This is a genomic window from Microcoleus sp. CZ3-B2, assembly GCF_036705055.1.
GTDB lineage: Bacteria > Cyanobacteriota > Cyanobacteriia > Cyanobacteriales > Microcoleaceae > Microcoleus.
In genome coordinates this window covers 25,846-39,159 of sequence record NZ_JAUBTN010000003.1, presented here as the reverse complement: position 1 = coordinate 39,159, position 13,314 = coordinate 25,846, and the positions used below count along the sequence as shown (strand labels likewise).

The following is a 13,314-nucleotide window of genomic DNA, read 5'->3' as shown; positions in this document are numbered from 1 at the left end:
CCCCAATCTTCAAAAATTACCCAACAGCTATGGGGGTTTAGAGAAAATTTCTACAAACCCTTTTGGAAGATTGGGGAGGCGATCGCTCCAGGTTTCAATTTCTGCCATAGCTAACTTGTAAAGATTCAGGTTATTCTGGTTTGCGGCGATCGGAAAAATCAATTAGAAAAGCCAGCTAACAGTCGAGATAGAAAATTTTCAAAATTAACAAATCCATAGGCTTGACGCTTAATCACTTTGAGATGATTGTTGATTTCTGACCTAACACCACTCGTTGTTCGGCTCAAGAAATAGTTACAAATTCCATCGAGATGATTGCGAAGCATGGTTAGGGTATCACTGTAAATCGGTTGTGCTTTCTTAATCCATTCAAGCAGTGATTTCCCCCCTTTTTCCACACTATGATGACTTTCAAAAATATCTCTTAATGCTTCTTTCAATTTCTAGACAAGCTTAATCCGCTTAAATTGACTTAAAACTGTAGCCGATTTAATCCGCTCCTCTTCTTTTAAATCTACACCATTCCTCAGAACAATAAATCTGCTACCTTTGCCTTTGAGCTTGCTTTGGATTCGGATTTTATCCAATTCCTCGTTTACAAAGGAATTTTATTCTAGTTATTCGATCGCCCACAATCTAAAGGATCTGTTGCTATACTGGGCCAGGATTGGGCTTGCCGAGCAGTTTGCCACCAGCGGGCCAGTGAATTACCATTTTTTTTGTCAAAATGTTAAAAAATGTAAATTATAGTTAAGTGGGGTGTCAGTATTTTCCACGGGATTAGGAAGTGGACAGCAGAAAACCCTGACTTTTGCAGGCACGATCGGGAATTTCACATTTTATGACAACTTCAAGATTTGACCTTCAAGACTTGAAACACCGCTTTTGGGGGATTTCGCGAATGCCAGCGGCAACCCTAGTCGTTTTGGGGGCGGTTGCTTTCGCAGGCGCGATCGCCGGAGCCTGGTTTGCCCGTGAAGGCACGGTCAGCGGCATTTTTGCCACAATGGATACTTGGCAGCAAAACCCGCCTGTGTGGCTGCAAGTACCCGCTGCGAGCAAGATGTATTTGTTAGTGCCTACTGTCGTGCTCGTCTCGGCCGCTTTAGCTGCAATGAAAATTTCGCCTCAACCGCAGAAACGATCGCGGGCTGTGGTAGTTGCAATAGTTTTGGCTTTAACAATTCGCTACGTTTTGTGGCGATCGCTAGCCACCCTAAATTTAAGCGATCCCCTCAACGGTATATTTAGTTTAGGGCTGTTTTTCCTAGAAATGTTAATGGTTTTCACCAGCAGCATTCAACTGTATTTAATGCTCGGAGTCAAAGATAGGTGCCGAGAAGCCGATCGCATGGCCGTTGCAGTTACAGAGGGAAAATTTGCCCCAACAGTCGATATTTTGATTCCAACTTACAACGAACCAATTTTTATTTTGCGGCGCACAGTCATCGGCTGTCAAGCTTTAGATTATCCCAACAAAAAAGTATATTTACTCGACGATACCAAGCGCCCCGAAATCAAATTGCTGGCAAAAAAAATGGGATGCGAGTATATAACCAGACCCGATAATCTGCACGCCAAAGCGGGAAACATCAATCACGCCACATCCCTAACAGATGGAGAATTAATTGTTGTTTTCGATGCCGACTTTATTCCCACTAAAAACTTTTTAACCAGAACAGTAGGCTTTTTTCAGAATCCCGAAATCGCCCTCGTTCAAACACCGCAAAGCTTTTACAACCACGATCCCATCGCCCGCAACTTAGGTTTAGAAAATGTGCTGGCCCCGGAAGAAGAAGTATTTTACAGACAAATTGAAATAATCAAAGACAGCGCCGACAGCGTGATTTGTTGCGGTACATCTTTTGTGGTGAGGCGCAGCGCCCTACAAGCGGTGGGAGGCTTTGTCACCGATTCAGTCTGCGAAGATTACTTTACCGGAATTCGGCTCTCAGCAACCGGCTATCGCTTAGTTTATTTAGATGAAAAATTAAGCGCTGGTTTGGCGGCCGAAAATATAGAGGCTCATCTAACCCAAAGGGTGCGCTGGGCGCGAGGTACGCTTCAGGCATTTTTTATTAATTCCAATCCTTTAACAATTCGCGGACTCAGATTCGTACAAAGGCTGTCTCATTTGGAAGGATTGCTGCACTGGTTTACCAGTTTAACCAGGGTTTTGTTTCTGTTGATGCCTTTAGCCTATTCGTTTTTGGGTATAATTCCTTTGCGGACAAATGCGCGGGAATTGCTGTACTTTTTCCTACCTTACTATTTGGTGCAAGTTACGGTTTTTTCTTGGCTGAACCGCAGATCGCGATCGGCTTTGCTTTCGGATGTATACTCGTTTGTTCAGTGTATTCCTTTAGCAGTAACGGTGGTCAGTGCCATGGTCAAGCCCTTTGATAAAGGGTTTAAGGTGACACCGAAGGGAATAGCGAGCGATCGCTTTAATTTTAACTGGAATTTGGGATGGCCTTTGATTGTTTTGTTCGCCGCAACAGCATTCAGTTTGTGGCACAATTTAAACATTAATTTAGTTAGAAACTGGAGCAGCGTACAGACAGTATCCGAGACTGCTGATTTGTTAAAAGGTGTGAGTTTGGGCTGGATTTGGAGCGTTTATAACCTGTTGATGCTGGGGATAGCGCTGCTGATTTTGGTGGATATTCCTAAGCCGGATATTTATGAATGGTTCAATTTACGGAGGGTTGTACAATTGAATGTGGGCGGTGAAACTTTGTGGGGAATAACTACTGTAATTTCGGAAAGTGGCGCTGAAGTTGCTCTGACAAAGCGACCGAGTTTTGCGGTGAAAGGTAAAGAAGGTAATGAGAGTTTTGCCGCAGCAGAAATGCTCCCCAACTATGCCGTTCAAACAAGTTTATCGCAGGGTAAAATAAGAGCGATCGCTCCCACAGCAGTTAAAGCGAGAAATTGGCTGGCACCGCCTGTTTTAAAGTTGGACACTGAGGCTAGTTTGAGAGCATTTTTGATTGATTGCGAGTCGGCGACTCTGGAAATTATGGAAGAGAAATGTTTTATTCCTGTGGCTAAGATTGAGTTGGTTGGCGATAAATCTCAGTTGGAGTCGAGTTTTCGGGATGCTGCTGGGTGCACTTTTGCGGAATTTCCGACTGTGCGAATTGCCTTCGATCGCCTGAGTGTTAGTCAGCGCCGCTGTTTGATCGAAATGCTGTACTGTCGCCCCGGCCAGTGGAAGCGGCAAGAAACTCCGGGAGAATGGCGATCGCTGTGGCTGTTGTTGAGAATTGCTTTGAAACCGAGGGCTGTTTTTGAGAGAAACAGATCGGTTAGGGCGATCGGGGTTTCGCAAGTTTAACCACATCTCAGTGTTAGATCGTGATTTACATCTCACAGTCTGATTATTGTAGTAACATAAAGTTAGTTATTTTTAGCAAAATTACCCAATCCATGAAACTCAATTCATCTTTGTTTTATAAAGCAGTTTTGGTGGGAAATTTGCTCCTAGCATCTTTCACTGGTTTGAGTGTCGGTGTTCAAGCCGAAACCAAAAGCTATCCTGAGAATTATCGCTCTAAATGCAGTTTTTACGGACAGAATCAACCACAAGCAGAAACAATAGGCTGTTCGATTAAGCAGAATTCCAACAAAATTACAATTCGCTGGGATGATGGGTTCATAACTAATCTGGAGTTTTCAAACGATGGTGTTTGGGAATCAATGCCATCTCGATCAAAAGCAGAAATAACATTTTATGCCGGTAGTGGACAAGTATCTAGGGTTGAAATTAAGGAAGGCCCCGGTAAAGGTATTATTGTGGTAAATTCTCTTTAAAATTAGGTCAAAAACCCGGTTTGTCTCAGACAGCGTAAATCTCATAAACCAGTTGATCTTTATATTTCTCGTCACCCAACCAAAAACTCCAAGAATACCAGGTTTTTCGCCCGCGTAAATCTCAGAAACCAGTTGATCTTTATATTTCTCGTCACCCAACCCAAAAACTCAAAGATGTCAAATGGTTTCTCTAACATTAATTTGATAGGGGTCAGCCGTAATCTGCCAACCTTCCTTTTGTAAACCAGTCTTAACAACACCATGAAACCGATCTTTTACCATACAAGTTTTCTAGTTGCGGATAATATCAATTCCGTTAGCATCGGAATGATATAAAGAAACGGAGGATACGGCAGTGCCGTGTCCCTACAATCGATCGTGGTAGGGACACGGCACTGCCGTGTCCTCTATATCATTCCGGTGCAGCCGGAATTGATATAACTCTTGTAAGCATTTCTGCTTGACCAGCCCTAGAACTTACCAATGAATATTATAATCTACCTTTCGCGATCGCAAATAGTTTACAAAGCGGGTAGCGGCACAAAATCGTAACCGTAACTGCTGCGATTTCCGGGTTTAACAATTACTAACTGAACGGCTCGATTGCGATCGCCCGAAGGTAAAAATCGAATCTGGCCCGATGCTCCTGTTGCCGAAAAATCTGATGCTGATAAAGCTTTTTGAATCCCGGTACGAGTCGGATCGCGCTCTAAACCGACAATTAATGCTTTTGTCCCATCGTAGGCTAAAGCCGTGCGCCAACTCACTTCTGCATTCCAAAGTTGTTTGGATGTTTCGGGAAAATTTGACTGCGGATCTGCGAGAATATGCCAAGGAACAGCCAGCACCATACCTGTGGCTGCCGCGCCGCCGACTTGCAGTGTTTTAGCAGTATAAACGCTGTCTCCTGCTAGTAATGGCAGGCGTTGGGCGTTTACTTGCACTACTTGCAAAGCTTTGTCTAGCGTGGCTGTATCGGCTGCTAATACGATCGCTTCTGCTCCTTGGGCGATCGCGCTTTTAACACTCTCGGCAGCATTAAAATTGCCCTTAGCAAAGTCAAATTCCGATACTATTTGTCCGCCATCTCCGTAAACTGCCGTCGTGAATTCATCTTTTAAAGATTTGCTGTAACTGCTGGCAGAATTAAAAAATATCACCGCTTTTTGCTTTGGCAATTTGGTCAGCATATAGCGGGAAAGAGCATTAGCTGCAAACCTATCGCTCGGTACTGTCCGAAATATATCGCTACCAATTCCTGAAAGCTGGACTGACGTACTTGTCGGAGAAATTGCTACTAATTGATTTTGCTGGTAAATCTTGCTGGCTGCTAGGGTGGTGTCGGAACCAAAATGTCCGATTACTCCTAAAATTTCCGAGTTATTTGCCAAAGCGCTGGCAATTTGCGAGCCAATTTCTGGGTTGTTGTCGTCGTTAGCAATTAGCACTTTTAATGGAGTACCGTTAATGCCACCGCTTTGGTTGATTTCATTTTGAGCTTGAGCGACACCCCGCAGAATTTCTAAAGCGGCATTGATATCCGTACCAATGGGAACCGCTGCGGCAATTGTGTAGGATTTTCGATCGCCGATGCGGGCGTTGTTGAGGTAAATTAGTGCTTCGGGATCGTTGCGATTGGTTTTGAGCGAAGCTTGTAAATCGGAAATAGCTGCGTTATAGTTTCCAGATGCGTAAGCCTGTATTGCTGCTTGTTTGGTTGTGGTTGCTCGATCGGAAATCAACAGTTTTTGTCCGGCACTCAGACGCTGCCCAATTGCTTGCTCTGACTGCGGGGAATTGCCCGTCTGGGACTTAGAAACTGTCGGATTTTGGGATGATGAACCTCCGAGATTGATGCCGCCGCGGCTTGTCAGCCACCAAATACCTGTGCCGGCTAGCCCGATCGTAATTAGGAGCGATAATGCTAAAACAGCGGTTTCGTTTTTTTGGGACATGGCTGCACAGTGTTATATTTTAGGCTTGAGATTCAAACGCTCGGCAAGAAGGCAGAAAGCGGGATACAACTGATATTTTATAATTTTTTTATGCTGTTTAGTCTTTGGCAAACACTTTTCAACTGGTTCTATCACAATTATTTCATCTTGTGTTTTTCTTAATTATATCTTTATTTTTCGGCGAAACTCAGGCAGCGGGAGAGTTGTCAGCGATCGAGGAGGGAGGTAAAAGATTAAAGTTTTTTGAAGTTTAGCAAAAATCCTGCAATCTTTTGTAATATAAACAGGAAAGTTGAAAAATATCTAAAGACAAACTAATTGGATAAAAGAGTCGCTAAGGTAGTAAAAATGACGGTTGGTCAGAGAAAAAGAGTGTTAAGCTCGGCTAAGCTGGGCCCAAGCAAAACCTCAATATTTAATTAAGCTCGATCGATAACAAAGGCTAAGGTAAATTTCATGGCAAATTCAATTTTAAAGGAGCCAAACGCAGCAGTAGGAGTGCAGTGGCAGCCAAAAGATATTATCCGCGGCCTAGTGTGGAAAATTGCGATCGCAACCTGGCTGTTGATGGCTGTAGGCAGCGCTACGCGGGTGATGAATGCGGGGCTCGCTTGCCCGGACTGGCCGCTGTGCTACGGTCAATTAATACCCGCAGCACAGATGAATTTGCAGGTATTTCTAGAGTGGTTTCACCGATTGGACGCAGCGGCAATTGGCTTAAGCGCGATCGCCCTTTTAGGACTCTCCGTGTTCTACCGCAGCCACCTGCCTTCATGGGTGCCGTTTGCCAGTGCTGGGGCAGTATTTTTAATAGTTTTTCAAGGCGTATTGGGCGGCTTGACTGTAACACAACTGCTCAGATTTGACATCGTTACCGCTCATTTGGGAACCGCTTTACTGTTTTTTTGCAGCCTGCTGGCGATCGGTTTTATGCTGACACCCTACGAAGCTACAGGCAATACAGGCAAATTAGCATGGGTAAGTTCGATCGCGGCACTGTTAGTTTACCTGCAAAGCCTGCTAGGAGCGTTAGTCGGCTCCAGATGGGCGCTACATCAATGTTTGGGTTCGTCAGAATTGTGTTCGGTAATGAACAGCCACATCGCCGGCATCGTACCCGCTACTGCAGCAACTTTAGCAGTAACAGTCATGGCTTGGCGACAACCAGCACTGAATTCAAACTTGCGAAAATTAGGAAATTGGGCGAGTGTTTGTCTGATTGCTCAATTAGTTTTGGGATTGGCAACTTTCCGGCTGCACCTTCAAGTAGAACCGCTGACAGTCGCCCACCAAGCAGTCGGCGCAGCCTTGCTGGGAACCTTGGTAGCTTTTAGCATTTTAGCGTGGCGCGATCGGGTTTTATCAGCTTGAAATGGGCGGGTTGATTAATCGGCGGTTGAAACCGCTCCTTGTCAAACAAAGTCCGCCTGCACAGACTAAGATGGGTGGGTTTATTAATGCTTTTACCTACAGCAAATATCTCGCGTAAAACCCGCCCCTAGGAACCAATGACAACTGACAACTAACAACTAACAATTAATCACCAATGCAAGAAGTTCTTACAAACAATAGCCCCCGCCTCCACGAAAACCTTGGGCAAGTCGCGAAAAGTTACTACCAACTAACAAAACCGAGAATTATATTGCTGCTGTTAATTACCACATCAGCAGGAATGTGGATGGCTGCGAAGGGAGAAGTAGATCCGCTATTGCTGGTATCAACTATTACCGGAGGCGCTTTGGCTTCCGCGTCGGCGAATACGATTAATTGCATCTACGACAGCGACATCGACTATATCATGGAGCGCACCCGGTGGCGGCCGATTCCTTCGGGGCGTGTCAAGAAGCGGGATGCTTTGATATTTGCGATCGTCCTAGCGACAATATCCTTTACATTGCTAACAGTTGTCGCCAACTTATTAGCAGCTTTGTTAGCAATGTCCGGCATAGTTTTCTACGTCTTAATTTACACCCACTGGCTGAAGCGCCACAGCGTGCAAAACATCGTCATTGGCGGTGCTGCAGGGGCGATTCCTCCCTTAGTTGGGTGGGCTGCGGTGACAGGAGATTTGAGTTGGGGTGCGTGGCTGCTATTTGGGATTATATTCCTGTGGACACCGCCGCATTTTTGGGCGCTAGCAATGATGATTCGCGATGAATACGAGGGAGTAGGCGTACCGATGTTGCCAGTAATTGAAGGCGACGAAGAGACAGCCCGCCAAATTTGGATTTACACTTTATTGATGCTTCCTACAACTTTGCTGCTAGTCTATCCGCTGAATTTAGCGGGCCCGGTGTATGCGGGTACTGCGATTTTCCTCGGTGCTATTTTTGCTCAAAAGGCTTGGTTGCTGTTGCAGACTCCAGAGGATAAGAACGTTGCGCGATCGCTCTTTAAATACTCTATTCTGTACCTGATGCTATTGTGTGCCGGAATCGTGGTTGATAGTTTGCCCGCGACTCACAATTTTACTGCTGCTGTTGTGCAAAATGTGCAAACTTTGATTAGTACAGTTGTGATGTAGTCTTCTGTTAAATTGAAGTTCTTAAAATAAAGCCCGCACCTTGCGGGTTTTGTTTATGGTAAAATAGTGGCAATAGTCATTATCCCATCTGCGTTAATCTGCGTTAATCTGCATGAATCTGCGGTTAAAAAAAGAGTGAGTAAAAGTGTAAAAGAAAAAGTGGAATAAAGTTCTGATGGCTGAGAATACCGTGAAAATAGACATCTCATTCCAATCATTGCTGGAAGCTATTTCGTCGCTGGGAATTGCTGAAAGATACAAGATTTGGGAATTTTTGGAAGCTGAACTATTCCCGAATGAGGAAGATTCTCCAGAAGACATTGCCGAAATTGAAGCTGCCCGTGCTGATTACAAAGCGGGAGACTACACAACTTTCGATCGATACATGGCCGGGCGGGCAAATAAATCGGCATGACTTACACCATCCTTGATGAACCTTTAAAGACAGTGACAGTTAATTTTAAAATCTTAACTATACTCATAGTAGATGAAAACCCCATAGAGGTGAACTGGTTATGAACTGGAAAGCACACATTCACTCAGATCCTAAAATTCTGCTTGGTAAGCCTGTAATTAAGGGAACACGAATATCAGTAGAGTTTGTTCTAGGGGTGTTTTCAGAAGGTTGGACGCAGCAACAAGTTCTAGAAAACTACCCAACGCTTAATCCTGAATCTATCCAAGCAGTGTTTGCTTTCGCGGCGGAGTGCCTCAAAGAAGATGTATTTTACACGCCTTTACTGTTTGCTGAGGCAAGTTAATGCGGTTTCTGGCAAATGAAAACTTTCCACTTCTGAGTGTACGAATTCTACGACAAGCGGATCTTGAAGTCGCTTCTGTTACCGAGGATTCTCCAGGAATTGAGGATTACGAGGTTTTGGCTCGTGCAGCAGATGAACAACGGGTGATTTTGACCTTCGATCGCGATTACGGCGAACTCATTTATCGCTTGCGGTTGCGATCGCCAAGAGGTGTCATTTATTTGCGGTTTCGTCCTCACACACCGGAAGAACCAGCATCAATATTGTTGAATTTATTACAAATCGAAGGATTACAATTTGAGGAACGGTTTACGGTGGTGGATCGCGATCAAATTCGTCAACGCCCGCTACCGTAGTTTTTGAAATAGCGATTGCTGTTGCAGTTGTGGCGATCGCAGAATTATATCGCGGTGTGAGTTTGGGGATAGAGAAGTTGTAAAAATGTAATTTTCAGAAGTTCTGTAAAACTTTGCGGACATTACGCAGGTGATATAGTAAAACAAAAACAGTGGTTCTAAAGTCCTTGGAGTTTACATATGTCAATGGATCGCCTGCCTCAAGTTGAAAAGAGTTTAACCCGTTTTCGTAAACAATTAGACGGGAAGGAAAATGCGTTGACATCAGCTCGGTCAGAGGACTGGGCGACCCTCGAACTGCAAATTGACGACTTGAAGGACAAGATGCGCCCGTTTGAAATTGAATATTGGCAGATTTTGGTGGAGCGATCGGCAATGTTTGAGATTGCGGATTCAGAAGCAGAGAAGGTGATCGTAGAGATTGTGGAGCGGGTCGAACCTCTACAACATAATCCACAATACTCACCTGAAATTCTGGATTTGTTACAAAAGATTTATGCTGAAGTCAGTAAACCCGGAACACCTGCGGCTGCCAAACTCAAAGGGATGCTCTCATTGATGCCACCATTTGTGAACCTATCCTACGAGGCCGAAATTGATACGGAAAATTTTCTGCAAACATATTTCCCCACCTTCAGAGGATGGTCTAGGGTACTAGCAAAAAAGTAATAGCCCCTTCGCTACCAAGCAATTCGGGGCGATCGCAGACAGAACTCACTCCTACGAGTGTTATTCTCAATGATGCCAGTAGTGCTAATCTTGTTTCTCATTCTCATTCTCAATCTCTCCTCTTCCCTAATTTTTCGACCTACAATCCTCAAACTTGGGTGGGGCGTGAATCGATCGTTGAAGAACTTCTGCCAAAATTACAAGGACAGACTCGGTTGTTGTGGATTAAGGGTATTTCTGGGATTGGCAAAACGACGTTGGGAGAATGTCTGGCGAGTAAAGCCTGGGAGAAAGAGCGATCGTTTGAATGGATTTATCTGGAAATTCTGGAGGGACAAAGCCCAGATTTTGCCTCTGTTGCTGCTGAATTGTTAGCTAAATTGGGCGATCGCGAACTCGATCCCCAGGAACGGAATAATCCCGATCGGTTAGCGAAACGACTCTTGCAAAAGCTGCAATCTCATTCCTATTGGATTCAAATGGATTCGTTGGAACGCTTGCTAAATCCCGAACAGCCGACTGAATTTGTTGATGCTTATTGGGCAAATTTTCTTCAGCGTTTCCTCACCCATTCCAATGTAGTCAGCCGTTTGGTATTGACGGCGCAAGCGATTCCCACGGAACTGGCTGAATTTAGCGATCGCTACCCGAATACTTGGGCAGAATACCGACTGAATGGGCTGTTGCAGTTAGAACAACTGGAATTCTTTGCCAAACGTAATGTAGTTGTCGAACCTTCTAACCAAGACATCCTCACCCGCATCGCCAAGATATATGAAGGTCATCCACTGGTTTTGAAGGTGATTGCTGAAGATATTTTGCAGGAATTTGCAGGCGATGTTTCCGGCTATTGGCAAGTTTATCAACCAGAATTTGAGCAAGTTGCGAGGGAACTACAAACCACTCGCTTGGATGAAACGGAATACAACGAAGCCCTCGATCGCAAAGTTCGAGAACGCATCAAGAAATCCTTAGAAAAACTTTCTGCGGATGCTCTGGATTTACTCTGTCGCAGTGCGGTGTTTCGCCGCCCGGTTCCCAAAAAGTTTTGGTTGGCGATGATTGGCGATCGCTCGGTCAGTCGGCAGAAAGAGGCTTATCGGGTACTGTGCGATCGAGCTTTGGTTGAAAGGGAGAAAGCACAAAATCATAATTTGATTCGTCAGCATAATCTCATTTGTTATGTTGCTTATGATTCACTAAGACAGTATGTGGAGACTTGGAAAACTGCTGAACGCCAAGCCGCCCATTGCTGGCTTACAGACTACGAACCGCCCTTTGATGCACCTAACCTGGAAACCCTACGTGGCGATCTAGAAGCCTTTCACCATTACTGTGAGATCGAAGATTGGACTGCCGCCAAAACAATTTTACTCGACAAAGAAGTGGGAGTACAGTTACAGACTTGGGGAAACTATCGAGAAGTGATTTTTGAATACCAGCGAATAAGCAATCAATTAAGTATAGAAGATGAAATAATTTGCATGAGAAGGCTGGGTAACTCATGCTATTTTTTGGGTAAATACGTTCAGGCAATTAATTTTCAAGAACGTAGTCTTAGATTATCGCAAATAGTTAAAAATCGTTTAGCCGAAGGAACTGCTTTTACAAATATTGGGCTTGTATACAACAGTATGGGACAATATAAACGAGCTATTGAGTATCAGGAAAAAAGTCTAGAAATTGCTAGAGAAATTGACGATCGTCATGGTGAAAGGGTTTCGTTAGGAAACCTCGGACTTGCGTACAATAATTTGGGTCTGTATGAACAGGCAATTAATTCGTATCAGCAAGGACTAACGATTGCTAAAGAACTTTGTTCTCGTTATGGAGAAGGAAATACGCTGTGTGGATTGGGGAATGCCTACTTTCATCTGGGTCAATACGAAAGAACTATTAATTTCAATGAGCAATACTTGAAAATTACTCGGGAAATTGGTGATCGAATAGGTGAAGGTAATGCTCTTGGTAATCTAGGGCTTGCATACAGAAACTTAGGATTGCATCAGCGCGCTATTGATTTTCATGAACAACATCTGAAGATTACCCAGGAAATCGGTGATCGTCCAGGTGAAGGTAATGTTTTAGGTGACTTAGGTCGTGTGTTCTACGCACTAAAACAATATGATCGAGCGCTTGATTTCCATCAGCAATACTTGAAAATTGCACAAGAGATTGGAAATCGACAGGGTGAAGGGATTGCACTTGTTAATCTAGGGGTAACTCAACTCAAACTGGAGCAGTGTTCAGACTCCTTAACTAACATCCAGTTAGCGCTGGAGCTCTTTCAAGAAATTGGTGATCGAGCTAATGAAGCCACAGCCCTCAAAAATTTTGCAGAACTTCATCAAGCCCTGGGTGAGGTGGAGGTGGCGCAGCAGTATTGTCAGCAAGCGTTAGCGCTGGCGACGGAGTTGGGCATTCCGTTGGCGGCAGAGTGTGAGGCGTTACAATTAAAAATTGAGAATGAAAAATTAAAAATGGAGGAGACGCAAGCTTGATTCATGTCCAGCCAAGTGACTTATACCATTTCGACAGATGAAACTACCCAACGGAGAAAAGGCGCTGCTTGGCGACAAGCTTGAGCGATACTCACTAAATATGCAACATCCCAAAGGAAAAGACAAAGCCATCTTGTTTAGAAATCGATTGGGAATTACACTAGAAAACAAAGTTATTTTAGAAGTCGCTCTACTAGAATCTGCGGTCAATAAAGAGGCAGAAATTTATAAAATAGACAACTATGGAACCCAGTATGATGTCAAATTTTTCATGACCACAGAAACGGGAAGCTCTTGGTTGCTGTCATGTTGGATGATTCGCACCGATGAAGACTTTCCCAGGTTAACTAATACCTATCCTGTCAATAAGTGATGATACTATGATGACGTTACACGACTACGATGTTGTTGCCTTGACCGAAGGAATTCAGGCAATCCATAAAGAAACCTCTGAGCCAATTTTGCTCCGCCCCGGACAAGTTGGCACGATTCTGATGAGCTTTGACGATCGCGCTTATCTAGTAGATTTTGCCGATGCTCAAGGCAATACCTATGCAATGGAAACTGTTCCCTCAGAAAAACTCATGCAACTCGTTTATGAGCCACTTCCTGCCTATGCCTAACCTACATGAAGACAGTCATTACACTATTATTATATTGATGGGCGATCGCTATTATTTTAACTTGACTGAGATTCTCAGAAACCGGGTTTTTGAGCAAATCTTCAATGCT

14 protein-coding genes are annotated in these 13,314 nt (G+C 44.2%); 11 read left to right on the top strand and 3 right to left on the bottom strand.

The features are described 5' to 3' along the window. Positions 1–158: 158 nt before the first annotated feature. Positions 159–440, bottom strand: a complete 282-nt coding sequence (locus QUA97_RS01985; protein ID WP_333192593.1) for a transposase — start codon at positions 438–440, stop codon at positions 159–161. 401 nt (positions 441–841) lie between these two features. Here QUA97_RS01985 and QUA97_RS01980 point away from each other — a divergent pair, with 401 nt between their 5' ends. Together QUA97_RS01980 and QUA97_RS01975 are read left to right on the top strand one after the other, a co-directional pair. Further along, on the top strand, positions 842–3,340 hold the full coding sequence (locus QUA97_RS01980) for a glycosyltransferase family 2 protein (protein WP_194070140.1): 2,499 nt from the start codon (positions 842–844) through the stop codon (positions 3,338–3,340). Positions 3,341–3,432: 92 nt separating this feature from the next. Continuing rightward, positions 3,433–3,816, top strand: coding sequence for a hypothetical protein (locus QUA97_RS01975; RefSeq protein WP_194070142.1), 384 nt, complete (start codon positions 3,433–3,435; stop codon positions 3,814–3,816). A gap of 177 nt (positions 3,817–3,993) precedes the next feature. On the opposite strand, the gene QUA97_RS01970 is transcribed toward QUA97_RS01975, so the two are convergent. Both QUA97_RS01970 and QUA97_RS01965 read right to left on the bottom strand, forming a co-directional pair. After that, positions 3,994–4,098, bottom strand: coding sequence for an element excision factor XisH family protein (locus tag QUA97_RS01970; RefSeq protein WP_194070144.1), 105 nt, complete (start codon positions 4,096–4,098; stop codon positions 3,994–3,996). A gap of 239 nt (positions 4,099–4,337) precedes the next feature. Beyond that, positions 4,338–5,771, bottom strand: a complete 1,434-nt coding sequence (locus tag QUA97_RS01965) for an ABC transporter substrate-binding protein (RefSeq protein ID WP_333192586.1) — start codon at positions 5,769–5,771, stop codon at positions 4,338–4,340. A gap of 456 nt (positions 5,772–6,227) precedes the next feature. Between QUA97_RS01965 and QUA97_RS01960 the strand changes: the two genes are divergently transcribed. From QUA97_RS01960 to QUA97_RS01920, 9 genes are all read left to right on the top strand, one after another. After that, positions 6,228–7,142 carry a COX15/CtaA family protein gene (locus QUA97_RS01960; protein WP_333192583.1) on the top strand — a complete coding sequence of 305 codons (915 nt, stop codon included), beginning with the start codon at positions 6,228–6,230 and terminating at the stop codon, positions 7,140–7,142. 175 nt (positions 7,143–7,317) lie between these two features. Further along, complete coding sequence (locus QUA97_RS01955) at positions 7,318–8,295, top strand: heme o synthase (RefSeq protein ID WP_194070150.1); 978 nt, start codon at positions 7,318–7,320, stop codon at positions 8,293–8,295. Positions 8,296–8,470: 175 nt separating this feature from the next. After that, on the top strand, positions 8,471–8,710 hold the full coding sequence (locus tag QUA97_RS01950; RefSeq protein ID WP_333192579.1) for a hypothetical protein: 240 nt from the start codon (positions 8,471–8,473) through the stop codon (positions 8,708–8,710). A gap of 100 nt (positions 8,711–8,810) precedes the next feature. Next, positions 8,811–9,056 (top strand): DUF433 domain-containing protein, encoded by a 246-nt coding sequence (locus QUA97_RS01945; RefSeq protein WP_333192577.1) that lies wholly within the window; start codon positions 8,811–8,813, stop codon positions 9,054–9,056. Continuing rightward, positions 9,056–9,412, top strand: coding sequence for a DUF5615 family PIN-like protein (locus QUA97_RS01940; RefSeq protein WP_333192575.1), 357 nt, complete (start codon positions 9,056–9,058; stop codon positions 9,410–9,412). Before QUA97_RS01945 ends, QUA97_RS01940 begins: the two co-directional genes overlap by 1 nt. Before the next feature lie 186 nt (positions 9,413–9,598). Further along, entirely contained in the window at positions 9,599–10,081 is a 483-nt protein-coding gene (locus QUA97_RS01935) for a hypothetical protein (protein ID WP_333192572.1), read from the top strand. A 158-nt stretch (positions 10,082–10,239) separates the two neighbouring features. Further along, positions 10,240–12,582, top strand: a complete 2,343-nt coding sequence (locus QUA97_RS01930) for a tetratricopeptide repeat protein (RefSeq protein ID WP_333192570.1) — start codon at positions 10,240–10,242, stop codon at positions 12,580–12,582. A gap of 37 nt (positions 12,583–12,619) precedes the next feature. After that, positions 12,620–12,955, top strand: coding sequence for a DUF6883 domain-containing protein (locus QUA97_RS01925; protein ID WP_333192566.1), 336 nt, complete (start codon positions 12,620–12,622; stop codon positions 12,953–12,955). 7 nt (positions 12,956–12,962) lie between these two features. Continuing rightward, entirely contained in the window at positions 12,963–13,205 is a 243-nt protein-coding gene (locus QUA97_RS01920) for a DUF4926 domain-containing protein (protein WP_333192563.1), read from the top strand. Positions 13,206–13,314 lie beyond the last annotated feature (109 nt).